General features: G+C 63.9%; 20 protein-coding genes and 2 pseudogenes. 19 read left to right on the top strand and 3 right to left on the bottom strand.

The genetic code is table 11. The features are described 5' to 3' along the window. Positions 1 to 20: 20 nt before the first annotated feature. The 11 genes from ABIF91_RS28130 to ABIF91_RS28180 all read left to right on the top strand — a co-directional run bounded on the left by ABIF91_RS28130 (position 21) and on the right by ABIF91_RS28180 (position 10,025). Positions 21 to 539 (top strand): sigma-70 family RNA polymerase sigma factor, encoded by a 519-nt coding sequence (locus tag ABIF91_RS28130; RefSeq protein ID WP_028177137.1) that lies wholly within the window; start codon positions 21 to 23, stop codon positions 537 to 539. Continuing rightward, positions 536 to 1,309, top strand: a complete 774-nt coding sequence (locus tag ABIF91_RS28135) for an anti-sigma factor family protein (protein WP_035694363.1) — start codon at positions 536 to 538, stop codon at positions 1,307 to 1,309. The genes ABIF91_RS28130 and ABIF91_RS28135 overlap by 4 nt, the downstream gene beginning before the upstream one ends. 233 nt (positions 1,310 to 1,542) lie before the next feature. Next, positions 1,543 to 2,568, top strand: a complete 1,026-nt coding sequence (locus ABIF91_RS28140; protein WP_028177139.1) for an ABC transporter substrate-binding protein — start codon at positions 1,543 to 1,545, stop codon at positions 2,566 to 2,568. A 30-nt stretch (positions 2,569 to 2,598) separates the two neighbouring features. After that, on the top strand, positions 2,599 to 3,303 hold the full coding sequence (locus ABIF91_RS28145; protein ID WP_028177140.1) for a hypothetical protein: 705 nt from the start codon (positions 2,599 to 2,601) through the stop codon (positions 3,301 to 3,303). A 94-nt stretch (positions 3,304 to 3,397) separates the two neighbouring features. Beyond that, the gene (locus ABIF91_RS28150; protein ID WP_424579506.1) at positions 3,398 to 4,708 is read left to right on the top strand and encodes an ABC transporter substrate-binding protein; all 1,311 of its coding nucleotides are present in this window, start codon (positions 3,398 to 3,400) and stop codon (positions 4,706 to 4,708) included. Between the two features lie 15 nt (positions 4,709 to 4,723). Next, the gene (locus ABIF91_RS28155; protein WP_028177142.1) at positions 4,724 to 5,491 is read left to right on the top strand and encodes an ABC transporter ATP-binding protein; all 768 of its coding nucleotides are present in this window, start codon (positions 4,724 to 4,726) and stop codon (positions 5,489 to 5,491) included. A 3-nt stretch (positions 5,492 to 5,494) separates the two neighbouring features. Then, positions 5,495 to 6,199, top strand: a complete 705-nt coding sequence (locus ABIF91_RS28160; protein WP_028177143.1) for an ABC transporter ATP-binding protein — start codon at positions 5,495 to 5,497, stop codon at positions 6,197 to 6,199. A gap of 5 nt (positions 6,200 to 6,204) precedes the next feature. After that, positions 6,205 to 7,086: a branched-chain amino acid ABC transporter permease gene (locus tag ABIF91_RS28165; protein WP_028177144.1), complete on the top strand. Its 882-nt coding sequence runs from the start codon at positions 6,205 to 6,207 to the stop codon at positions 7,084 to 7,086. Beyond that, a complete protein-coding gene (locus ABIF91_RS28170) occupies positions 7,083 to 8,102 on the top strand; it encodes a branched-chain amino acid ABC transporter permease (RefSeq protein WP_028177145.1) in 1,020 nt (339 codons plus the stop codon). The genes ABIF91_RS28165 and ABIF91_RS28170 overlap by 4 nt, the downstream gene beginning before the upstream one ends. Beyond that, positions 8,062 to 8,991 carry a polyphosphate kinase 2 family protein gene (locus tag ABIF91_RS28175; RefSeq protein WP_028177146.1) on the top strand — a complete coding sequence of 310 codons (930 nt, stop codon included), beginning with the start codon at positions 8,062 to 8,064 and terminating at the stop codon, positions 8,989 to 8,991. The genes ABIF91_RS28170 and ABIF91_RS28175 overlap by 41 nt, the downstream gene beginning before the upstream one ends. Then, positions 8,988 to 10,025, top strand: coding sequence for a patatin-like phospholipase family protein (locus ABIF91_RS28180; RefSeq protein ID WP_028177147.1), 1,038 nt, complete (start codon positions 8,988 to 8,990; stop codon positions 10,023 to 10,025). The genes ABIF91_RS28175 and ABIF91_RS28180 overlap by 4 nt, the downstream gene beginning before the upstream one ends. A 276-nt stretch (positions 10,026 to 10,301) precedes the next feature. On the opposite strand, the gene ABIF91_RS28185 is transcribed toward ABIF91_RS28180, so the two are convergent. Next, a complete protein-coding gene (locus ABIF91_RS28185) occupies positions 10,302 to 11,186 on the bottom strand; it encodes an MBL fold metallo-hydrolase (protein WP_028177148.1) in 885 nt (294 codons plus the stop codon). A gap of 714 nt (positions 11,187 to 11,900) precedes the next feature. On the opposite strand from ABIF91_RS28185, the gene ABIF91_RS28190 reads away from it, so the two are divergent. The 8 genes and pseudogenes from ABIF91_RS28190 (at position 11,901) to ABIF91_RS28225 (ending at position 21,567) form a co-directional block, all read left to right on the top strand. Further along, entirely contained in the window at positions 11,901 to 14,231 is a 2,331-nt protein-coding gene (locus ABIF91_RS28190) for a mechanosensitive ion channel domain-containing protein (protein ID WP_028177149.1), read from the top strand. Positions 14,232 to 14,490: 259 nt separating this feature from the next. After that, the gene (locus ABIF91_RS28195) at positions 14,491 to 16,167 is read left to right on the top strand and encodes an NAD-dependent malic enzyme (RefSeq protein ID WP_080659872.1); all 1,677 of its coding nucleotides are present in this window, start codon (positions 14,491 to 14,493) and stop codon (positions 16,165 to 16,167) included. 251 nt (positions 16,168 to 16,418) lie between these two features. Next, positions 16,419 to 16,937: a septal ring lytic transglycosylase RlpA family protein gene (locus ABIF91_RS28200; RefSeq protein ID WP_028177151.1), complete on the top strand. Its 519-nt coding sequence runs from the start codon at positions 16,419 to 16,421 to the stop codon at positions 16,935 to 16,937. 166 nt (positions 16,938 to 17,103) lie between these two features. Beyond that, positions 17,104 to 17,826, top strand: a pseudogene (locus tag ABIF91_RS28205) (IS1380 family transposase); the annotation flags it as partial. Positions 17,827 to 17,875: 49 nt separating this feature from the next. Beyond that, positions 17,876 to 19,633, top strand: coding sequence for an IS21-like element IS1631 family transposase (gene istA / locus ABIF91_RS28210; RefSeq protein ID WP_100214066.1), 1,758 nt, complete (start codon positions 17,876 to 17,878; stop codon positions 19,631 to 19,633). Between the two features lie 4 nt (positions 19,634 to 19,637). Further along, positions 19,638 to 20,405: an IS21-like element IS1631 family helper ATPase IstB gene (istB, locus tag ABIF91_RS28215; protein WP_038952109.1), complete on the top strand. Its 768-nt coding sequence runs from the start codon at positions 19,638 to 19,640 to the stop codon at positions 20,403 to 20,405. A gap of 77 nt (positions 20,406 to 20,482) precedes the next feature. After that, a pseudogene (locus tag ABIF91_RS28220) lies at positions 20,483 to 21,163 on the top strand (IS1380-like element ISBdi2 family transposase); the annotation flags it as partial. A gap of 227 nt (positions 21,164 to 21,390) precedes the next feature. Further along, positions 21,391 to 21,567 (top strand): hypothetical protein, encoded by a 177-nt coding sequence (locus tag ABIF91_RS28225; protein ID WP_424579507.1) that lies wholly within the window; start codon positions 21,391 to 21,393, stop codon positions 21,565 to 21,567. 146 nt (positions 21,568 to 21,713) lie between these two features. Here ABIF91_RS28225 and ABIF91_RS28230 read toward each other — a convergent pair whose 3' ends face one another. Further along, positions 21,714 to 22,019 carry a hypothetical protein gene (locus ABIF91_RS28230; protein ID WP_028181521.1) on the bottom strand — a complete coding sequence of 102 codons (306 nt, stop codon included), beginning with the start codon at positions 22,017 to 22,019 and terminating at the stop codon, positions 21,714 to 21,716. 83 nt (positions 22,020 to 22,102) lie between these two features. Beyond that, positions 22,103 to 22,375 carry a hypothetical protein gene (locus tag ABIF91_RS28235; RefSeq protein WP_028181522.1) on the bottom strand — a complete coding sequence of 91 codons (273 nt, stop codon included), beginning with the start codon at positions 22,373 to 22,375 and terminating at the stop codon, positions 22,103 to 22,105. Positions 22,376 to 22,417: the final 42 nt, after the last annotated feature.

Genomic DNA, 22,417 nt, shown 5'->3' on the forward strand with positions numbered 1-22,417 from the left:
GAGATGAGGCGGAGCGCGTCATGAAGGATTTGCTGGTTCAGGTCGAGCCGCTGATCCCCGCGCTCCGCCGCTATGCGCGTGCGCTCATGCGTGATCGCGCGGCGGCTGACGATCTGGTCCAGGACTGCCTGGAGCGCGCCGTCAGCCGCTGGCATCAGCGGCGCGATGGCAGCGTCCGCGCCTGGCTCTTCACCATCCTTCACAATCTGGCGATCACGCAATTCCGCCAGGCCACAGCGCGGGGAAGGCATATGCCGATCGACGATGCGGGTGAGCAGGAGCTTGTCAGCGCGGCAGCGCAGGAACAACGACTGATCTACCGGGACGTCCTGAGCAAGCTTGCGCGACTGCCGGAAGAGCAACGGGCGGTCTTGCTGCTGGTCGCAGTCGAGGATCTCTCCTACGCGGATGCTGCGAAAGTTCTCGGCGTTCCGGTGGGCACCGTGATGTCGCGCCTGTCGCGCGCACGGGAGCGGTTGCAGCAGGAGATGGATGCGGTGGGGCCGAGGAACGTCGTCGCATTGCGGAGCTTGAAATGAACCAGCGGCCGATCACGGAAGATGATCTCCACGCCTACGTGGACCAGGCGCTCGAGCCCGAGCGTCGCGCCGAGGTCGCATCCTATCTGGACGAGCATCCGGATGTCGCCAACCGCGTTGCGGGCTTCGCCAACCAGCGCGAGCAGCTGCGTGGTGCGCTCGCTTCAATCGCCGACGAGCCATTGCCCGCGGAATTGAACCTGTCGCACATCATCGAGAGCCGGAAGCGCCGTCCCCTGCGGGCGTGGCGGGCAATCGCTGCGATGTTGCTTCTAGGTATCGGAGGCCTCGGCGGATGGACCATGCGCAGCGTACTGCCGGATAGCTCGAACGGACTATCCGCGTTGGCCCAGGAAGCAGCTTATACCTATGGCGTCTACGCACCGGATCGCGTGCGCCCGGTCGAGATACGGGCGTCCGACAGCGCAGAGCTCACGCAATGGATCTCCAGCCGGCTGAAACAGCCGGTCAAGGTACCGGACCTCTCCGTCTCGGGCTATCGGCTGATGGGCGGGCGCCTGGTCGCTACCTCGCACGGTCCGGCCGCGATGTTCATGTACGACGACGATCGCGGCGATCGCCTCGTGGTGCTGACGCGTCCGATGAGCAGCCGCAATCAGGATGCGCCGATGATGCCGCAGTCGTCCGGCGACGTCGCGGGTTTTGCCTGGATAGATGACGGCCTTGGCTATACCCTCGTCGGCCAGCTTCCGACAGACACCCTCAAGCCGATCGCGAACGAGATCCGGAAGCAGGCGCGCCCGATCTAGCGGCGAAATTCACGAAACGGGCCCGCGCATCGGCGCGAGCCCAATCGCGAGGGCTCAATCCGGCAGCGTGACGTCGTCAGGCGCCTGCGGCGGCGTCTTGATCCTCCCCATCGGGAATTGCTCTTGTCTGGGCATGCTATTGCGCCGAAAGGCCGATGGCCAGCCCACCCAGGCAGTGCTTCTCAAGCCCGTCCCGCTGCTCTATGGTGCCGCCGGCCGAACGGAGGACACCAATGAAGAACACGATTGCCAGGCTCGCCGGCGCGCTGCTCGCGCTGACGCTCACCACCTCGCTTGCCGCGGCGCAAAGCAAGGTGACCATCGCGATCGGCGGCGGCTCCTGCCTGTGCTACCTGCCCACGGTGCTGGCCAGGCAGCTCGGCGAATACGAGAAGGCGGGCCTCAATGTCGAGCTGGTGGACCTCAAGGGGGGTTCGGATGCGCTGAAGGCCGTGCTCGGCGGCAGCGCCGACGTCGTCTCTGGCTATTTCGACCATTGCGTCAATCTCGCGGCCAAGAAGCAGGAGCTCCAGTCCTTCGTGGTCTATGACCGTTACCCCGGTCTCGTGCTGGTGGTCGCACCCTCGCGCACCAATGATATCAAGTCGGTCAAGGATCTCGCCGGCAAGAAGGTCGGCGTCAGCGCACCCGGCTCCTCCACCGACTTCTTTCTGAAATACATGCTCAAGAAGAACGGGCTCGATCCCGCCGGCACCGCCGTGATCGGCGTCGGCCTCGGTGCCACTGCGGTTGCTGCCATGCAGCAGGGCCAGATCGATGCGGCCGTGATGCTCGATCCTTCGGTGACTGTGCTTCAGGGCAGCCACAAGGATCTGCGCATCCTTTCGGACACCCGTACCCAGAAGGACACGCTCGAGACGTTCGGCGGCGAATATCCGGGCGGCGCGCTGTACTCGACCGCGGCCTGGATCAACGGCCATGAGAAGGAGACGCAGGCGCTCACCAATGCGATCCTCGCGACGCTGGCCTGGATCCACTCGCACTCGCCCGAGGAGATCATGGCGAAGATGCCGGAGGAGACGGTCGGCAAGAACAAGGACCTCTATCTCGCCGCGCTGAAGAACACGATCCCGATGTTCTCGGAGACCGGCAAGATGGATCCGAAGGGCGCGGATGCCGTGCTCGCGGTGTTCAGCGTCGGCTCGCCCGAGGTCGCGAACGCCAAGATCGACGTCAGCAAGACCTTCACCAACAAATTCGTCGACCAGGCCAAGAAGACCACGGGAAGTGCCAAATAGCCGACGCGAAGGCGTGGTAATCGCCCGGTCATGACGTCACCTGTCATTCATCGCGTCACGACGCTTGATCTTGCGGTGCGGCCGGTCCTGTGGCCGTTCGCGGAGGAACGGCGCGCCGAGATCGCGGCGCATTTCGCCGAAAAGCAACGCGAGCGGCCGAAGATCTGGAACGGTCGCGTCTTGCTTGGGCGCGATCCCGTGTTCACGGGCGACCGTTTCGCCGCGACCTATTTCGAGACCGATTTCGCCAGCTTCCTCGCCTGGCGCGACTGGGGCTTCCCCGATACGGCCGTGTTCAACGGTTTCGGCATGGGTGCGCTACGCACGTCCGACGGCGCCTTCGTGATGGGCGAGATGGGACAGCACACCGCCAATGCGGGCCGCATCTATTTCCCGTCGGGCACGCCCGACCTCGGCGACGTCAGGGGTGGCGCCCTCGACGTTCCCGGCAGCGTCGTCCGCGAGATCGCGGAGGAAACGGGGCTGACCGCCGACGACTACGCGGCGGAGGCGGACTGGCACTGCGTCGTCTCCGGCCGCGCGATTGCGATGATTCAGATCCTCAACCTGGACATGCCGGGCGATGAGGCCCGTGCCCGGATCGAAGCCAATCTCGCACGTGACGACGAGCCTGAATTGTCGGCCATTCATCTCGTGCGCGACATGGGTGATCTCAGGCCGTCCATGCCGCGATTTGTCACGGCCTTCGTCGAGCGCCAGTTCGCGTCGCGCTGATGCGCGAGGCTTGACATCGCCGCGCTCAGCCCATGTGATGGGCAAAAAGCAAAACCAACAAGAATGCGATGCACAATCGTCCAGGGAGGTTTTGATGCGCCTGCGCATGGCTGCCCGTTTGGTACGTGGGCTGTTGGTCGCGATATCAGCGACAGGCTTGGCGGTGTCCGCCGAGGCCCAGGAGAAGAAGCTCAAGATCGGTGTCATCTATGATCTGACCGGCCCGCTCGCCGGCGGCGGCTCGGAGCTGCAATATACCGGCGCAAGAATCATGCTGGATCAGTACAGCGCGAAGGATGTCGAGGGCTACAAGATCGAGGCGATCTATGCCGATGCTCAGAGCAAGCCGGACGTCGCCATCAATGAAGCGATACGCTTGATCGAGCAGGAAAAGGTCGACATGCTGCTCGGCTTCTTTTCCTCGGCGCAGTGCGTGCCGGTGGCAGCGCGCGTCGAACAGCTGAAGAAGTTCATGTGGATCACGACCTGCATTTCGTCGGCGGTGCTGGAGAACAAGAACTACAAATACGTGTTTCGGCCGCAGGCCTCCGGCGATCAGTTCGGTATGATGACGATGGACTTCATCGCGCAGAACACGAAGGAAAAGCTAGGCAAGGATCCGAAGGACCTGCGGGTTGCGATCATCCATGAGGACGGCGCCTACGGCGTCGATGTTGCCAAAGGCAATGAAGCCGGTGCCAAGAAGGCCGGTTTCAACATCGTGCTCAGGGAAGGCTATTCGGCCACGGCCCCGGATTTGTCTGCGCTGGTCACCAAGCTGAAGCGGGCAAAGCCGGATGTGGTTTTCCACACGGGTTACAATCCCGACATCACCCTGTTGCTCCGGCAAGCCCGCGAACAAGGGCTGAAATTCGGTGCACTGGTGGGACATGGTGCCGGCTACGGGGTCTATGAAAAGCTGAAGGAAGGTCTGGGCGCCGATGTAAACTACGTCTTCAACACCGATCCGATCTCGATCTGGCTCGCCAACCAGAAGAGCATGGATCCGAAGCTGCCGCCGATCATTAAGGCGGTTGGCGAGGAGTTCGACAAGCGCAAGCCGGGCGTCGCCATCCGTTCGGCTCATGTCGGCATGGCTGCGTCCAACACCTACCTGTTCCTGACCGACGTGCTGCCGCGAGCGATCAAGAAGTATGGCGGCATAGATCCCGACGCCCTGCGCAAGGCAGCACTCGACACCGACATACCCGAAGGCGGCACCATGCTCGGCTTCGGCGTCAAATTCCACGGCGAGGGCTCACCAATGGCCGGCCAGAACGAGCGCTCGTTCCCCGTCGTGATCCAGTACGTCGATGACAAGTCCTACGTGGTGTGGCCCAAGAGTCAGGCGCAGCGCGAGGCCGTGCTGCCGCTGCCGAAAGGCACCACCTACAGCAACCAGTAGCGGCGGAGAACGGCGGTGCTGGAAGTGAACGGGCTGGTGAAGCGATTTGGCGGCTTCACCGCCGTGAACAACGTGTCGTTCAAGGTCGACGAGGGCGAGATCCTCGGCCTGATCGGCCCCAACGGTTCGGGCAAGAGCACGATCTTCAACATGCTCTCCGGCACGCTGGCGCCGACATCAGGTTCGATACTTTTCGCCGGCCACGAGATCGCGGGCCTCGCGCCGCACCGGATCATCAACAGCGGCATCGGCCGCACCTTCCAGATTCCGCGCCCCTTCCGCCGCCTGACCATTTTAGAGAACGTCGCGCTCGCCGGTTTCTACGGCCAGGGCCGCCACAGCCGCGCCAGGGCGGAAGAGGCGGCCGAGCGCTCGCTCGCCATGGTCGGCCTGCCCACCGATCGCCATGCCAGCGTCGATGGCCTCGGGGCTGCCGGCCTGAAGAAGCTCGAGCTCGCCAAGGCGCTCGCCACTGCGCCAAAGCTGTTGCTCGCCGACGAGAGCCTCGGCGGGCTCGACGAGGCCGAGATGGATCAGGCCGCGGACATGCTGCGCAACATCCGCGACGAGCTCGGCATCACCATCATCTGGGTCGAGCACATCATGGGCGTGCTGATGCGGGTCGTCGATCGCGTCATGGTGCTGGATCACGGCGAGAAGATCTCGGAAGGCCTGCCGAGTGCGGTCGCCGGCGATCCGCGGGTGATCGAGGTCTATCTCGGCACCGATGCAGAGACCACGCAGGCCGCGGCTGCCGAAGCGCGCCGCCGCGCAGGAGGGTAGCCGATGCTGGAGCTTCGCGGCGTCAATGCCGGCTACGGCACCTTCCAGGCCCTGTTCGACGTCGGCCTCGATGTGAAGGCGGGTGAGGCCGTCGGCGTCATCGGCCCGAACGGCGCGGGCAAGACCACCTTGATGCGCGTCATCTCCGGCCTGATCAGGCCCTCGCGCGGCTCGATCAGAATGGAAGGCGTCGACCTCGTGGCGACGCCCTCGCACAAGATCGTCAGCCTCGGCATCGCGCATGTGCCGGAGAACCGGCGGCTGTTTCCGCAGCTCACGGTGGACGACAATCTCAAGATGGGCGCCTTCATGAAGGAGGCGCGCGGGCGCTATGCCGAGCGGCTCGAGGTCGTGTTCGAGCTGTTCCCGCGCCTGAAGGAGCGCCGTCACCAGATGGCGGGCACCATGTCCGGCGGCGAGCAGCAGATGTGCGTGATCGGCCGCGCGATGATGTCCAATCCGAAGCTGCTGCTGCTCGACGAGCCCTCGGCGGGGCTCGCGCCGGTCGTGGTGCAGCAGGTGTTCGAGCTGGTGAAACGGATTCGCGCCAGCGGGCTGACCGTGCTGATCGTCGAGCAGAACGTGCAGCAGGTTTTGAAGGTGGTCGACCGGGCCTATCTGATCGAGGCGGGCACGATCCGCGCCTCCGGCACCTCGGCCGAGATGCTGGCGAGCGACACGGTCAAGGAAGCATATCTCGGGGTGTGACGGGCATGCAGGCGTTCCTGGACATTTTCGACATCTACCTGCTGGAGGCCGTGATCAACGGCATCCTGCTCGGCGGGGTGCTGGCGCTGCTCGCGCTCGGCCTCAATCTGATCTTCGGCGTCATCGACGTCACGTGGATCTGCTATGCAGAGCTCGTGATGATCGGCATGTACGGCATGTACTTCATGGTTCAGTACTACGGGATCAGCTATTTCGTCGCCGCGCCGCTGACCATCCTGCTGGTCGCGGTGCTTGGCGCGGCGCTGCACTACCTCGTGATCGCGCCGCTGCTGACCGCGCCGCCGATCAACCAGCTGCTCGCGACTGGCGGCGTGCTGTTCGTGCTGCAGAGCTTTGCCACCGTCGCCTTCGGCATCGACTTCCGCAATCTCGGCATCCGCCTGCCGGTGCTTGCCTTCGGCGAAATGAACTTCAGCTACGCACGGCTGCTATCGTTCGTGGCGGCGCTGGTCGGCATGGTCGCCGTCTATCTGTTCATGACGCGAACCTTCACCGGCACTGCGATCCGCGCCATCTCGCAGGACCGGCAGATCATGGCCTTGATGGGCGTCGATACCAGACGGATCTATCTGATCACCTCGGCGCTGGGCGGCGCGCTGGCCGGCCTCGCCGCCTGCCTCCTGGTGCTGCAATACGACGTGCATCCCTTCGTCGGCCTGTCCTTCGGGCCGATCACCTTCCTGATCTGCGTGCTCGGGGGCCTCGGCAATTTCATCGGCGGCTTCATCGCCGCCTTCGTGTTCGCCGAGATCATCTCGCTCGGCGGCCTGTTCTCCGATCTCGAATGGGGCTATGTGCTCGCCTTCGCCTTCTTCATCGTCATGATGTTCATCCGGCCCGCGGGCCTGCTTGCGAGGCGCCGATGATGGGGCAGGGGCGGCTTGCAGCCTGGGGAATAGGCCTGGCGGCGCTGATCGCGCTGCCCTTCGTCTATCGCGATCCCTATCATCTGCACATTCTGGTGCTGATCCTGATCTGGTCGTTCGCCTACACCTCCTGGTCGATGATGGGGCGGTTCGGCCTGGTCTCGCTCGGCCATGGCGGCTTCATGGGCATCGGCGCCTATGTCACGGCGCTGCTCTGGAATCATCTCGGCTTGTCGCCCTGGATCGGCATTCCCATCAGCATGGTCGCGGCCGGCGCGCTGGCGCTGATCGTCGGCTATCCCTGCTTCCGCTTCCGCATCACGGGCCACTATTTCGTGCTGGTGACGCTGGCGCTCTCCGGCATCGTGCTCCAGGTCATCACCGCGACGCGCGACTACACCGGCGGCTCGCTGGGTTACACGCCGAACCGGACCTCGGGCAACAAGCTGCTGGCGCTGCAGTTCGACGACAAGACGACCTGGTACCTGATCGCGCTCGGGATCTGGCTTTTCGGCATCGTGGTCTGGCACTGGGTGGATCGCAGCATGGCCCGCTATGCGCTCGAGGCGATCTCGGAGGACGAGGATGCCGCTGCCGCCGCCGGCGTCGATGTCACGGCGGAGAAGCTGAAGATCACGCTGCTCAGCGCGCTGATGACGGCGCTCGCCGGCGCGATCTACTGCCAGTACCAGATGTTCATCACGCCTGACACGGTTAGCGGCATCGCGGTGTCGCTCCAGATGGTGTTCGCTGCCATCGTCGGCGGCCTGTTCGTCTCGCTCGGCCCGACCGTCGGCGCCATCATCACCATTCTGCTGGCCGAAACGTTGCGTATCGGCTTCGGCACCAAGGCGGTCGGCTGGGACAACCTCGTCTACGGCGTGCTGCTCGTCCTTTTCATCATATTCCTTCCCAAGGGCATCCTTGGTAGCTTGCTCGACCGATTGAAGCCGCAACGCAAGGTGCCCCGCGCTCATGAGCAAGAAGCCGTCCAAATCGCTCGCCCAGGAACTTGACCGCTACATCACGCCATTCCGCCACGATGGTTCGGGCAAGTTTCACCTCAAGGACTACAAGACCGACGAGAGGGGCGATCTCGACAAGGAGAAGGCGCAGGCGGTCCTCGAGTCGAACAAGAAGCGGATGATCGAGTTTCAGGAGAAGCTCTACGCGCAGGACCGCTGGTCGCTCCTGATCGTGTTCCAGGCGATGGACGCCGGCGGCAAGGATTCTGCGATCAAGGCGATCTTCGAGGGCATCAATCCGCAGGGCTGCGAGGTTCATGCCTTCAAGGCACCGAGCAGCAAGGAGCTCGATCATGACTTCCTCTGGCGCCATATGATCGCGCTGCCCGAGCGCGGGCGTATCGGCATCTTCAACCGCTCCCACTACGAGGAATGCCTGGTGACGCGCGTGCACCCGGAGATTCTCGCCAAGGAGAAGCTGCCGCCAAAGCTCGTGACCAAGCACATCTGGAGGGAGCGATTCGAGGATATCTCGGCCTTCGAGCGCTATCTCTGCCGCAACGGCACCGTCGTGCTGAAATTCTTCCTCAACGTCTCCAGGGAGGAGCAACGCAAGCGCTTCCTCGAGCGGCTGGAGGATCCGGCCAAGCAGTGGAAGTTCTCGATGGACGACATCAAGGAGCGCGCGCTGTGGCCGCGCTACCAGGCGGTCTATCAGGACATCGTCCGCCACACGGCGACGCCCCACGCGCCCTGGTACGTCGTGCCCGCCGACCACAAATGGTTCGCCCGTGTCGTGATCGGCTCCGTGATCAACGCGACGCTCGAAAAGCTCGACCTGCGCTTTCCCCGCGCCGACAAAGCCTCGCTGCAAGAGTTCGAACAGGTGCGCCAGGCGCTGGAGAAAGAGGAGACAGGAGGCAGGAAGAAAGCCAAGTGACAGCCAACCGTACCTCGGACCGCAAGACCGTCAATTTCGCGCTCCAGGGCGGCGGCGCGCACGGCGCCTTCGTCTGGGGCGTGCTCGACCAGGTGCTCGAGGACGGCAGGCTCGCGATCGAGGCGATCAGCGCGACCAGTGCGGGCGCCATGAATGCGGTCGCGATGGCCTCCGGCATGGCGCACGGAGGTGCTGAGGCCGCGCGGGAGAGCCTGCACGCTTTCTGGTACGAAGTGTCGCGCATGGACATGGCGTACGATTTGATGTCGCCACTGAACCAGTGGATCCAGGCGCTGAGGCTGCCGCCGGAATATCATCCGGTCCACGCCGTCATCCATACGCTGACGCACACGCTGCCGCCGGGCCTGCTCAATCCCTTTCATTTCAATCCGCTCCGCGCGTTGCTGCAGCGCGTGGTCGATTTCGACCTGCTCAATTCCTCGCCCGAGGCGCCGCAGCTGTTTCTCAACGCCACCAACGTGCGCACCGGCAAGATCAAGGTGTTCCAGAGCCCGCTGCTCACGGCGGAGACCGTGCTCGCCTCGGCCTGCCTGCCGCCCTATTTCCAGGCCGTCGAGATCGACGGCGAGCATTATTGGGATGGTGGCTATCTCGGCAATCCCGCGATCTATCCGCTGATCTACCGCAAGGGCAGTCACGACGTCATCATCGTGCAGGTCACGGCGATCCGGCGCGACGAGCTGCCGACCAGCGCAGCCGACGTGCTCCACCGCATCAACGAGATCAGCTTCAATTCGTCCCTGATGCGCGAGATGCGCGCGATCGCCTTCGCCACGCGGCTGATCGACGACGGCGAGCTCGACAGCGACAGGCATAGTCGCATGTACATGCACTGGATCGGCAACGACCAGTTGATGTCGCAGCTCGGCACCGCCACGCAGTTCCACCCCGAGTGGAACCTGTTGTGCCGCCTGCGCGACGAGGGCCGCGAGGCGGCACGAAGCTGGCTGGCACGACACTTCGACCAGATCGGAAAATCCTCGACGGTCGACCTGGCGGACATGTTTCTCTAGGCCGCCCCGCCTGCATCGACAAGAAAGTACGAAAACAACCCCATGCACAGTAGCCCGTGCCAGCGGAATCAATGACTTGGCGAGGCAGCTCGTGCTTTGCGGATTTGGCGAAGCCGTTTGACTCGTTGGGCAAAACAGGGGCATGATGTCATGATCGCCGCGGACCGGTACGTTGGGCGAAGCGTGGCCACTATTATTCATGCGAAAGGGATGGCGGACACGGCGCTCTCGCGCCTTTGCCTATCCTGAACCCTCACGGCCCGCTGTAGACCCCCCTCAATATCCGCGAGCCCACCAGTAGCAGAAGCGCTCGACATTGGCGGAAAGCGTGGTCTCGTAGTTCGACCACTTCTCGTATTTCGGCAGCTTCACCTCCTTCATCGCGACGTCGAAGCACTTGCCGGCGTCCGCGGCCTTCTTCACCTCGGCGGAGAGGTCCTCCATGTAGGCGATGTCGTCCTCGACGTCCTTCTTGGTGCCGAGGCGACCGCCCGCATAGGGATGGCCGGGGATCATCCGCTCCCAGTCGAGCGACGCCAGCTTCTTCAGCGAGGCGATATATTCCAGCGGCGAGGCGTTGTCGGGGATGTTGCGGAACTGGACCTGCTCGATCGGGGCGAAGTCGACCACGAAGACGAGTTTTTCCTTCGGCAGCCGCATCACCAGCGAATTGTCGGAATGGTTGCGGCCGACATAGTTCAGCTCCAGCGTGGTGCCGCCGAGCGTGATGCTCTTCCTGTCGTCCACCACCTGATCCGGCATCACGACGTCCGAAAGCAGAGATTTCTGCTTCTTCAGCTCGAGCAGGCGCTCCTTGGTCTTGCGGTGCGCGATGAAGGTCGCGCCGAGATCCTTGAAGGGCTGGCCTCCGGCAATGTGATCGTAGTGATGGTGGCTGTAGATGACGTATTTGATCGGCTTGTCGGTGACCGCCTTGATCGCGTCGATATAAGGTTTGGCGGGACGCAAATAGGAGATCGGATCGGTCGCGATCACGCCTTGCGGGGTCACCACGAACATCGCCTGATGGCCGCCATAGCGGAAGATGTAGACGTTGTCGGTGCCGTCGACCTTCCTGGTGGACGTCTGCGGCGGGTTCTGCGCGAATGCCGATCCGGTGACGAAGGCGGCGAGAACAGCGATGCAAAATGATGCTTTCATCTCTGGCTTTCCGGAAATGAACGAGGGCGACAGAGGCGGATATTCTCTTCGATGCAAACGCTGCGGTCAGGGATTTATTCCACCGCTTCACGGGGCCAATCGGGCGCGGGAACGGCGCGGAACGCGCCTTCAAATGTGATTTCGAGGCCTTTGATCCCGCTTGACAGTTTTGTGTCGCAGGAGGACCATTCCGAGGGTCGCAAACAAGCGACACGCAACGTCCACCTCATGAGCAAGGGGAGGTCTATGACGCCACCTCCGCAAATCCAGCCGCGTTAATTGCGATGGAGCTCGTTCGGACTATCGCATAGCGGCAGAAACCGCGAACGGCACGCCGGGACAAGGTTTAGCGGGCTGCATCAGTGAGGCAAAGCCCCTACCTTCCCGGCGCTGTATTCTGCATCACATCGATCGCGTCTGACGGCCGTGACAAGGCCGCCGCGATGGGTATCCATGACATTCTGCTGTCCGCCGTCCTCCTCCTCGCCGCCGTTCCGCAATGACGGGAGAGGTCTTTGCGCGCACGGGGACTGAAGGCGTTTCGCCGACGCCGGCTCCTGATCTTGCATTGCGGCAAATGCCAAGAGAATGTCGCCTCAAAGGCCAACTTCCGACACAGGGCCGGGGCGAATAGCGGCAATCCGACATGATGCATGTGCTTCGTCGGTGACGGTCCCGACGCCGCTGGCGCATTCATATTTCCAGGGAATCCTCGTGTCGCATAAGCTGGCCGCGGCGCTCCTCGCCGCTCTCTTCCTCACGATTCCGCCTGCCTCCGGCGCCCGCGCCGAGCCGTCTCCGCCGCCGGCAAACAGCGCTGCCGCACTGTCGCCCGACGAGGCAAAGCGCGCGCTGGAAACCCTTCAGGACGACAAGAAGCGCGCGCAGATGATCGACACGCTCCGCGCGATCGCCAACGCGTCCGGTCCGCAGCAACCCGCGCCCGAGCCGAAATCGCCGATCCCGCTCTCGGCCGACGGCCTCGGTGCGCAGCTCCTGCTCACGGTGTCGGAGGAGATCGGCGAGATCTCGGGTGAGATCGCCAGCATGGCGCGGACGCTCACGCACTTCCCGGCGTTCTATTACTGGATCATGCGGACCGCGAACGATCCCGCGGCCTACAATCTCCTGATCGAGATCGCCTGGAAGCTGGCGCTGGTGTTCGGTGCTGCCTTCTGCGCGGAATGGGTGATCTTCCGCCTGATCCGGCGCCCGGCCGCGTTCCTGGAAGCACGCGTGCCGCAAACAGCACGCCTGCCAATGCAGGCCCTGCCGATCGCCGATCCGCCGTCATCGGTCGCGGATGTCACCCCGCAGCCGGAACTGCACAAGCGCCGTCACAGCCTCGCGCGGATCTGGCAACTGTTGCTGCGGCTGCCTTTCGTGCTGGGTCGCATCGTGCTCGAACTGCTTCCCGTGATCGTCTTCGTGGGCGTTGCTACGGCGCTGCTCGGGACCGAGATCGGCGAGCCCACCACCGTCCGCCTCGTGATCCTCGCAGTCGTCAACGCCTATGCGTTCTCGCGCGGGCTCATCTGCATGGTCCGGGCACTGGTGGGGCCATTCGGCCTGTTCCCGGTGCGCGCCGAGACCGCCGCCTATATCGAGATCTGGGCGCGCCGCATCGTCGGCGTCGGCGTCTCCGGCATCGCCTTTGCCAATGTGGCGCTGCTGCTCGGCCTGCACCGCGCCGGCTACGCCGCGCTGCTGCGCATGGTCATGCTGGTCGTGCACCTCTTCATCGTCGTCATCATCCTGCAATGCCGTCGCCAGGTCGCCGAGGCCATCCGCGCGCCGGCCGAGCGGCAGGGGATTGCGGCCCGTTTGCGCAACCGCATCGCCGGGGGCTGGCACTATCCTGCCATCGCGCTCGATCTCGCGTTGTGGGCGGTTTGGGCGCTCAACATCCGCAACGGCTATTCGCTGCTGCTGCAATATTTCGTCGGAACGGCCGTGGTGGCGCTGGTCACGCGTGTCGCCATCATGGTGACGCTGAGCCTGATCGACCGCGGCTTCCGCATCAAGCCGGAGATCCTCCAGCGCTTTCCGGGCCTCGAGATCCGCGCCAACCGCTATCTGCCGCTGCTGCGCAGGATCGTGTCCGGCGTGATCGCCTTCATCGGCTTCGTCGCCGTGCTCGAAGTCTGGGGCGTCGACGCCATCGTCTGGTTCTATGGCGGCCAGATCGGCAGCAGGCTGATCTCCGCCGTGGTGACGATCGGCCTTGCCGTGTTCATCGCAGCCGCGATCTGGGAAGCCAGCAACGCGCTGCTGGACCGCCAGATCAATGCGCTGTCCCGGGACGGCCATTATGCCCGCGCCGCGCGTTTGCGCACCTTCCAGCCGATGCTGCGCACGGCGCTGCTCTGCCTGATCGCCACGGTGGTCGGCCTCACGGCGCTCAGCGAGATCGGCGTCAATGTCGCGCCGCTGCTCGCGGGTGCCGGCATCGTCGGCATCGCGATCGGCTTCGGTTCGCAAAAGCTGGTGCAGGATCTCATCACCGGCCTGTTCCTGCTGCTGGAAAACACGGTCCAGGTCGGTGACAATGTCAGCGTCTCGGGGCTCTCGGGCGTGGTCGAGAACGTCTCGATCCGCACCATTCGCCTGCGCGCCGGCGACGGCGCCGTCCACATCGTACCCTTCAGCGCGGTCACGACCATCACCAATGCCAGCCGCGGCGCCGGCAACGCCTCGGTCAGCGTCAACGTCGCCTACAAGGAGGACACCGACCGTGCCGGCCAGATCCTCAAGGACATCGTCGACGAGATGCGCCGGGAACCGGAATTCCGTGCGTTGATACGCGGCGACCTCGAGCTCTGGGGCATCGACAAGGTCGACGGTGCGATGGTGTCGATCGTCGGCCAGATCCGCTGCACCGAGGCCGGGCGCTGGCCGGTCCAGCGCGAATTCAACCGGCGCATGAAGCTGCGCTTCCAGCAGAACGGTATCGAGGTCGCATCCGCCACCCAGACCATTTTGATGCACATCGCGCCACCGGCGGATAGCGCCGCCAGTCTGACGCCGCGGCGGGCGGCTGGATAAGCAGCCCCCAAGATTTCCGGCCTGCCTCTATTGATGCGGCAGCGCGACCATGGCCGCTTTTATGAGGCCGAGACGGTGAAATGGTAGCCTCTCGTTGTGACGGCCGACATCAAGCCGGAGTAGCGCCGTTAACCCTTTTTCTCGCGCGCAACTGCCAGGCGTTTGCGAAAAGCTCGCTGCGGTGCGAGATCACAGTCCATGCCTCGGTCTCTCCGTCCTTGATCTGGATGGAGCGCTGGCCGACAATGTCCGCGGTTCAATGAGAAGCTTCTTGGGGGAATTCGTGAATAGACCTGCCCGGGTCGTTACCCAATCGACGTCATCCAATTCGCAGCAAGGTATGACGCTGCTGCGCGATCCCTTGCTCAACAAGGGGACCGCCTTCACGGAAGCGGAGCGCGAGACGCTCGGCCTGCGCGGCCTCCTGCCGCCTTGCGTGCTGACGATGGAGACGCAGGCCCAGCGCGTGCTCACCAATCTGCGCACGCTGCCGACGGATCTGGAAAAATACGTCGCCCTGAACGCGCTGCATGACCGCAACGAGGCGCTGTTCTTCCGCGTCGTCGTCGACAATATCGACGAGATCCAGCCCATCATCTACACGCCGACCGTCGGGCTCGCCTGCCAGAAATACGGCCTGATCTTCCAGCGGCCGCGCGGCATGTTCATCTCCTCGCGCGATCGCGGCCAGATCGCGGAGATCCTGAAGAACTGGCCCTATCCGGCCAGGCTGATCGTCGTCACCGACGGCGAGCGCATCCTCGGCCTCGGCGATCTCGGCGCCAACGGCATGGGCATTCCGGTCGGCAAGCTCTCGCTCTATTCGGCCTGCGCCGGCGTGCATCCCGAACTGTGCCTGCCCATCGTGCTCGACGTCGGCACGAACAATGAGGAGCTGTTGAACGATCCCTACTATATCGGCCTGCGCGAGCGGCGGCTGACCGGCGAAGCCTATGACAGCTTCGTCGACGAGTTCATGCAGGCTGCGCGAAAGACTTTCCCGGGCGTGCTGATCCAGTTCGAGGATTTCGCCAATCACTCGGCCTTCAAGCTGCTGCACAAGTACCGGGATGAAGCCTGCGTCTTCAACGACGATATCCAGGGCACCGCGGCGGTGGCGCTCGCAGGCCTGTTCTCGGGCTTGCGTATCTCCGGCGGCAAGCTCAGGGATCAGCGGATCTTGTTCCTCGGCGCGGGCGAGGCGGCAACCGGCATCGCCGATCTCGTGGTCTCCGCCATGATCGCCGAGGGGGCCACCGAGGCCGAGGCGCTCCGCCGCAACTGGCTGGTGGATTCCCGCGGTCTCGTCGTCAGCGGCCGCGAGGGCCTCTCCGGTCACAAGCTCCGCTATGCCCACACCGACCAGGCGCCGATCGCCGATTTCCTCACCGCGATCAAGACGCTGAAGCCGACGGCGATCATCGGCGTTGCCGCGGTTGGCGGCGCCTTCGCACCCGACGTGCTCAGGACGATGGCCGAGCTCAACGAGCGGCCGATCGTGTTCGCATTGTCCAACCCGACTTCGAAGGCCGAGTGCTCGGCGGAGGATGCCTATCGCTACACCGAGGGCCGCGCGCTGTTCGCCTGCGGCAGCCCGTACGACCCGGTGAAGCTCAACGGCCGCAGCTTCGTGCCGCGCCAGGGCAACAATTCCTATATCTTCCCCGGCGTTGGCCTCGGCGTCATTGCCAGCGGCTCGCGCCTGGTCACCGACGAGATGTTCATGGCGGCGGCCCATACGCTTGCCGATTGCGTCGGCAAGGAGGACCTCGCGCAAGGCAGTCTCTATCCCGCACTGCCGCGCATCCGCGAAGTCTCGGTCCGCATCGCTGCGGCCGTTGCCGACGTCGCCTATCAGCGTGGACTCGCGGACGGACCTGCGCCGAATGACGTGAAGGCTTTGGTCCAGTCGCAGATGTACGAGCCGAAATACTGAGGCCTAAAGCGCGATGCGATCAGGATCGCCGGAACGCAATCCGGTCAGGCGCTCGCCATCCTCTGATGGAGGCGCCTGATTTCGCTGCCTCGCGCGCTTGCCCGGCGGCTGGCTGTTCCGATTCAGAACACGCACTGTGGTGGAATCGTCACAACCGGTCGTGAAACGTCCGCGGCCCCAGAGCCGCTTTTGTTCCGACAAGGTTCTGCCCTCATTGCCGACCGAAAATCCGGCCGTTCGGAGGGCGTACCATGTCTCGCATTGCACGTGCCGAAACTGCCCGGATTTCCTTCGCAACCTCGTGCCGGCCGCTGCTCGCGGTCGTCGCCGCAGCATCGCTCGCAGCCTGCGCGCAATCGCCGGTCGGCCGCCAGAAGGCCGATCTCGCCGCTACCGGCCGGCATGCCGCGGTGGAGCGGCCGCACAGGGTGGCGGCGCTGCATCCACGCCCGATCAGGCGGGCGCGTGCCCCGGACCGTGACGCCAAGCAGACCCCCTCGCACGGCGTCGCCAGCTTCTATTCGGATACGGAAACCGCGAGCGGCGAGAAGTTCGACAAGAACGAGTTGACCGCGGCGCATCCGACCCTGCCGTTCGGCACCAAGCTGCGGGTCACCGATACCTCCTCCGGCCGCTTCGTCACCGTCAGGGTCAACGATCGCGGACCCTATATTCGCGGGCGCGTGGTCGACATCACCCCTTCTGCGGCCGAGGCGCTCGGCATGGTCGACAAGGGCATCACCAATGTCAGGCTGGAGGTCGTGCGATAGGGCACGGCTCGGCAAGACCAATGCGACGCGCTTAACCGGCTGTTAGCCCGTCTTATTCGTAAGAGTGCGCCTGAGGGCTGGCGAGCGTGGTGTAAAGCGCTGATGCGGCGTAGGATTCGGTTGCGAAGCCACCCCATCACCTTCAACCGCGAACGCCACGCCCGCCATGACCGACGATACGATTCCGCCCTTCTCGTTTCCAGCCGTTCACGCCAAGAAAGTCACAGCTGCCTTCGATGGCGGTCGCCTGACCTCGAACGGGGGCGTGATGCTTCTGGCGATGGCCGAGCGGCGTCTTGGCTTGGCCGACAATCTGGCCCGGGTGTTCCCGGATCGGCGCGATCCGACGCGGGTCGTGCACAGCCTTGTCGATATGTTCCGCGCGCGCATGTTCGCGATCTGCTGCGGCTACGAGGACGCCGACGACCTCGATCATCTGCGGTCCGATCCCGCATTCAAGCTGGCCTGCGGACGGCTGCCGGACACGGGCCGCGATCTGTGTTCCCAACCGACGCTGTCGCGGCTGGAGAATGCTCCGCGCCTGCGCGACGTGATCCGACTGACCTACATTTTGGTCGACGCATGGATGGATAGCTACCCGCGCGAGCCGGCATCCGTCACGCTCGACATCGATGATACCTGCGATGTCGTCCACGGCCATCAGCAGCTCTCGCTGTTCAACGCTCATTATGACGAACGCTGCTTCCTGCCGATCCACGTCTACGACACGGAGAAGAGCCGTCCCGTGGCGGTCGTGCTGAGGCCCGGCAAGACGCCGGGCGGCGTCGAGGTGCGTGCCCTTCTGCGCCGCCTGGTACGGCATATCCGCACCCCCGTGGGTCGGTCAAAATCCCCCGGGTATGGTCACTTGAAACTCCCCCACCTGATGATCGCCGTCAGCGCCGCTGAACAGCAGTAGCCGGTCAGGCAGGACGTTTATGTTCGACCCCTTTAGCCAGCAAGGGGCCGGGGAGTTGAACGTCTTGAAGCGACATCTGCAAAGCACCGTACTTACATTACTTGATCGCAACACCAGCCAGCGCGAGATTCACCGGCTGACGGGTGTCGATCGCAAGACGATCCGGCGTTATCAGGCGCTGCGGGCCGGTGCGGAGGCAAATTCCCCCGGGGAAGTGACCACCGGCTCGGTGAGCGCGGACGGCCAAATTCCTCCACCCCGACCACCGGCTTTTGGGACATCGGAAGCGACGGTCACCAGCAGCCTGGCCCGTTCGGCTTGCGAAGCGCATCGGACGTGGATCGAAGAACAGGTCCGGCTGAAGCGGAACGCGCAGGCGATTTACCAGGACCTGGTTGATCAATTTGGCTTTCCGTCCAGCTACCAGAGTGTCAAGCGGTTTGTGCGCCGGTTGCGGCACGCTGATCCTGAGCAGTTTGATCGTCTTGAGTTCCTCCCCGGCGAGGAAGCTCAGGTCGACTATGGCGAGGGCGCGCCGACGGTTGATCCGAAGAGCGGGCGGTACCGTCGTCCCCGCCTGTTCGTGATGACGCTACGCTACTCGCGGCGCAGCTTCCGGCGGGTAGTCTGGAAGTCCAGCCAACAAGTCTGGGCGCAGCTCCACGAAGAGGCGTTCCGGTATTTTGGCGGGGTCCCCAGCTATGTCGTGCTCGACAACCTGAAGGAAGGCGTCCTCAAGCCGGATTTGTACGAGCCCCAGCTCAACCCGATTTACAGCGCGATGCTGGCTCATTACGCCGTGGTCGCCGATCCCGCGCGCGTGGCCGATCCAAATCGGAAAGGATGCGTCGAGAATGCGATTCAACATACCCAGGGCACTGCGCTGGCCGGACGGCGCTTCGAGACGCTGGAGGCGCAAAACGAGTTCTTGAGGCACTGGGAGGAGAACTGGGCTTCCAAACGCATCCACGGCAGCACGCGCCGTCAGGTCGAGGCGATGTTCCAGGAAGAGAAGCCGCACCTGCGGCCGCTGCCTGTCGCTCCCTTCCGCATCTTCACCGAAGTCGTCCGGACTGTCTGCGACGACACCACCGTACGCGTCGACAACAGCTATTACGCCGCGCGGCCCGCGCCGATCGGCAGCCAGGTCGTCGTGCGCATCTACACCACCACGATCGAGATCCGTGATCGCCACACCCGTGCGCTGCTGCGTGTTCATTCCCGGATGGCGCACCCCGGTTCTGTCGTCCTGCCGACCAGCGAACGGCCGTTCAACCCGTCGCGGCAAACCGCCGTGCTGCTGGCGAGCGCCGAGCGCATCGGACCGCAGACCAGGGCCTTGTGCCAGCAGGTGTTCGACACCGAAGGGCGCCCCGGACAGCGCGCGATGTGGGGCATTGTCGGGCTGGGCCGGAAGTATCCGGCGCGGCTGGTCGAGCAGGCCTGCGCGCACGCCATCGACAACCGCATCTACCGCTACAAGCACGTGCGTGCGACCGTCGAGCGGTTGTTCGAACAGGCGATCGAGCAGGTTGGAGTGACGCCACAGCCGGCATCGCCGCTCACCCAGGATCATCCGCTGATCCGTACCCCCGCGGAATACGGCGACCTCTTCAGCCGCGCTGTGCGGCGCGACGCCGACGACAATGGTCGGCAGGCCGAGGCTCACGACGATCACGCCACGGCAATCCGCGCTCGTGTCGCCTGCGCAACCCCGGCCAACTCCGGCGCCACGAGCGCTCCCGCTGCACCTTCTCACCTTAAACTGGAGACCTAGCCACATGATGACCATGCCGGAAATTGAGCGTTGCCTACGACAGCTGCGCCTGTCGGGTGTCCGCGACACGCTGCAGACGCGCGTGCTCCAGGCGCAGGGCGCCAACCAGCCCTTCCTCGAGACCTTCTCCCTTATCCTGCAGGATGAACTGGACCGTCGTCAGTCCCGTCTTATCGAGCGGCGATACCAGCAATCCGGGCTCGACGAAAAGCTGACGCTCGCCGAGTTCGACTGGTCCTTCAATCCCAAACTGCCACGTCAGACCTGCTTCCAGCTCCACACCCTGGCGTTCATTGCCGCTGGCGAGAACGCTCTGCTTGTTGGCAAACCTGGCACCGGGAAGTCGCACATCGCCAAGGCGATTGCCTATCAGGCGATCCTGCAAAGCCACAAGGTCCAGTATCTTGAGACCGACGACTTCTTCCACCGCTACGCCCTGAACTCTCCGGCACAACGCGAGGTCCGGCTGCGAACCATCATCGACTGCGATCTCCTCGTGCTGGACGATCTATTCCTCGCACGCGCCATCCCCGACGACGCCGGCACTTTGCTGCAGACCCTGATCCATCAGCGTTACAAACTGCGCCGCAGCGTCATCGTCACCTCCAATCGCGTCGTGCAGGATTGGGGGGCATACCTTGGGGACAACACTATGAGCACGACGATCCTCGATCGCCTTATGCATCATTGCCATCTGCTTGAGTTCGACGGACGCAGCTATCGGCTCAAAGAAGCCGCTGAAGCTCTTGCCCGGGAAACAAACTCAAACTAACAGTCCCTTGTCCTGCCTCGCGGGTGGAGGAATTTGACTGACCACACCCGGAGGAATTTGAAGTGACCCGCGGGGGCACGCGGTGGCACAACACGCGAATTACGTTCCGTGGCGACGGGCACTATGCCCGGCCGGAGGCCATGGCGTGGTGCGAGACCAACGGCATCGACTACATCTTCGGTCTGTCCGGCACCAAGCCTCTCGCCAGAAAAGTCGACGAGGTCGCCGACGACATCCGCACCCGACGCGCCATCGAGAACCTGCCGGTTCTGCGTGGCTATACCGAGACGCGCCACAAGGCAAAGTCCTGGGATCGCGAACGGCGCACCGTCGCCCGTATTGAGGCGACGATGCTCGGCCTCGACATCCGTTTCGTCGTCACCAGCCTCGATGTCGGCTCGGCCGAGTGGATCTACGACAGCCTGTATTGCGCGCGCGGCCAAGCCGAGAATCTGATCAAGCTGCATAAGACGCAGCTCGCCTCCGACCGCACCAGCTGCCGTTCGGCGCTCGCCAACCAGGTCCGTCTCGTGCTCCATACGGCCGCTTATTGGCTGATGCTGACCGTGCGCGACGCCATTCCCAAAGTCCGGGAATTGGCCGCTGCCGAGTTCGCGACGCTGCGTCTTCGGCTCTTGAAAATCGCCGCCCGTGTCGTCGAGACCACGAGCCGCATTCGCCTTGCGTTTGCCGCGGCATGTCCCGAAGCCGACCTGATCTGCGGCTTGCCCGGCGCGCTGCTGCCGCTCGGTCCTTGACCGGCGGGGCGTCCGCCCCCGTTCGCCCAACCCATCCCTCAAGCGCGTTGCAAAGTACCGGTCGTCAGGCGGCGAAAAGCCGAAGGCAATCCTGTGCGCCTCGTCAGACAAGATGTGCGGCCGCATCAATCGGGCCCAAAAGCCGCACTCTCACGAATAGGACGGGTTAGCTGCTTCTCGAGCACCATGGCTGCCCACACAATTCGGGGCATTCGGGGAGGCGGCGCTTGAACACGATCCAGTATCTCGAAGATCAGGCTGCGCGCGCCGAGCGGCTCGCCAAACGGATCACGGATACGCTGACGATCGAACAGCTCCTGACCTTCGCCGGCGAGCGCCGCCGCGAGATCGAGGTCATCGCCGGCAAGCACCGCGGCACTCGTTCCCCACAAACCATGCTTTGAGCGCATCGCGCCACGTCATTCGGCGCGGCTTCTTTCTTTCCGGTGTCGTCCCGGCGGTGCATGAAAAGGACATGACACTGAGGTGCGCCCTCGAAGAGCGCCGCGAACCGGCGCTTCTTTATCGCCCGCATTCGGCGCAACGGGCGTTAGCGGTGGCTCTCCACGAAGTCGCTGAGATAGTCGGGCAGCGTCACGCCATCGATGTCGCAGCGCGCCTTTATCTCGCCGGCGACATCGGCGGAGATGTCCTTCATCCAATGCTCGAGCGTGTTGAACGAAATCACCTTGACGGGGTCGTTGAAGCAGCCGGCGACGAGTTCGTCGATCGTGGTTTCGAGATCGCTCCGCTCAATGCGGATTTCGGTCGCCCGGTCGAGGCGATCGATCACCACGAACACAGTCTGGTCTGCGCCATAGGGCACGACAAATGAGGGTAGGCCAGCTTCAAGCATCTGAGGCGCTCGCCTTGGCTTCCGATCGCTGACAACGGAAAGAACCGGATGAAGGTTCCTGCGCGCGTGCTTGCAAAGCGCCGTCAGAGAAATTCTCTCAACCGCGACAGCTCGATGACGTGCTCGGGTGACAGGATCTCAGTCACGAGTGGCGGCTGCGGCGCCGTCCGGATCTCATAGAGATGCCGGGTCGTTGCCGGCTTCTCCATGAAGGCCGAGATGCACTCGTCGAGGGTACCTTCGCTGATCCGGTATGATTCCCGGTCCGGCCGGCGCTGGTTTGCGAGCGACGGCCATTTATGCAGCACCGCAAGCGCACCAAAATCGACCTTTGAACCCGCGACCGCATCCCCCATCGTCTCGCCTCACGCAAGAAGCCCCCAGCACGCCGATTTGCG

The organism is Bradyrhizobium sp. USDA 241 (genome assembly GCF_049739505.1).
GTDB classification, from domain to species: domain Bacteria; phylum Pseudomonadota; class Alphaproteobacteria; order Rhizobiales; family Xanthobacteraceae; genus Bradyrhizobium; species Bradyrhizobium liaoningense.

Bases quoted from the DNA above. Each gene is read 5' to 3' on its own strand.
- ABIF91_RS28130 (WP_028177137.1), top strand. From the start codon at position 21: ATGAAGGATTTGCTGGTTCAGGTCGAGCCGCTGATCCCCGCGCTCCGC.
- ABIF91_RS28135 (WP_035694363.1), top strand. From the start codon at position 536: ATGAACCAGCGGCCGATCACGGAAGATGATCTCCACGCCTACGTGGAC.
- ABIF91_RS28140 (WP_028177139.1), top strand. From the start codon at position 1,543: ATGAAGAACACGATTGCCAGGCTCGCCGGCGCGCTGCTCGCGCTGACG.
- ABIF91_RS28145 (WP_028177140.1), top strand. From the start codon at position 2,599: ATGACGTCACCTGTCATTCATCGCGTCACGACGCTTGATCTTGCGGTG.
- ABIF91_RS28150 (WP_424579506.1), top strand. From the start codon at position 3,398: ATGCGCCTGCGCATGGCTGCCCGTTTGGTACGTGGGCTGTTGGTCGCG.
- ABIF91_RS28160 (WP_028177143.1), top strand. From the start codon at position 5,495: ATGCTGGAGCTTCGCGGCGTCAATGCCGGCTACGGCACCTTCCAGGCC.
- ABIF91_RS28165 (WP_028177144.1), top strand. From the start codon at position 6,205: ATGCAGGCGTTCCTGGACATTTTCGACATCTACCTGCTGGAGGCCGTG.
- ABIF91_RS28170 (WP_028177145.1), top strand. From the start codon at position 7,083: ATGATGGGGCAGGGGCGGCTTGCAGCCTGGGGAATAGGCCTGGCGGCG.
- ABIF91_RS28175 (WP_028177146.1), top strand. From the start codon at position 8,062: ATGAGCAAGAAGCCGTCCAAATCGCTCGCCCAGGAACTTGACCGCTAC.
- ABIF91_RS28185 (WP_028177148.1), bottom strand. From the start codon at position 11,186: ATGAAAGCATCATTTTGCATCGCTGTTCTCGCCGCCTTCGTCACCGGA.
- ABIF91_RS28195 (WP_080659872.1), top strand. From the start codon at position 14,491: ATGAGAAGCTTCTTGGGGGAATTCGTGAATAGACCTGCCCGGGTCGTT.
- ABIF91_RS28200 (WP_028177151.1), top strand. From the start codon at position 16,419: ATGTCTCGCATTGCACGTGCCGAAACTGCCCGGATTTCCTTCGCAACC.
- istA (WP_100214066.1), top strand. From the start codon at position 17,876: ATGTTCGACCCCTTTAGCCAGCAAGGGGCCGGGGAGTTGAACGTCTTG.
- istB (WP_038952109.1), top strand. From the start codon at position 19,638: ATGATGACCATGCCGGAAATTGAGCGTTGCCTACGACAGCTGCGCCTG.
- ABIF91_RS28230 (WP_028181521.1), bottom strand. From the start codon at position 22,019: ATGCTTGAAGCTGGCCTACCCTCATTTGTCGTGCCCTATGGCGCAGAC.
- ABIF91_RS28235 (WP_028181522.1), bottom strand. From the start codon at position 22,375: ATGGGGGATGCGGTCGCGGGTTCAAAGGTCGATTTTGGTGCGCTTGCG.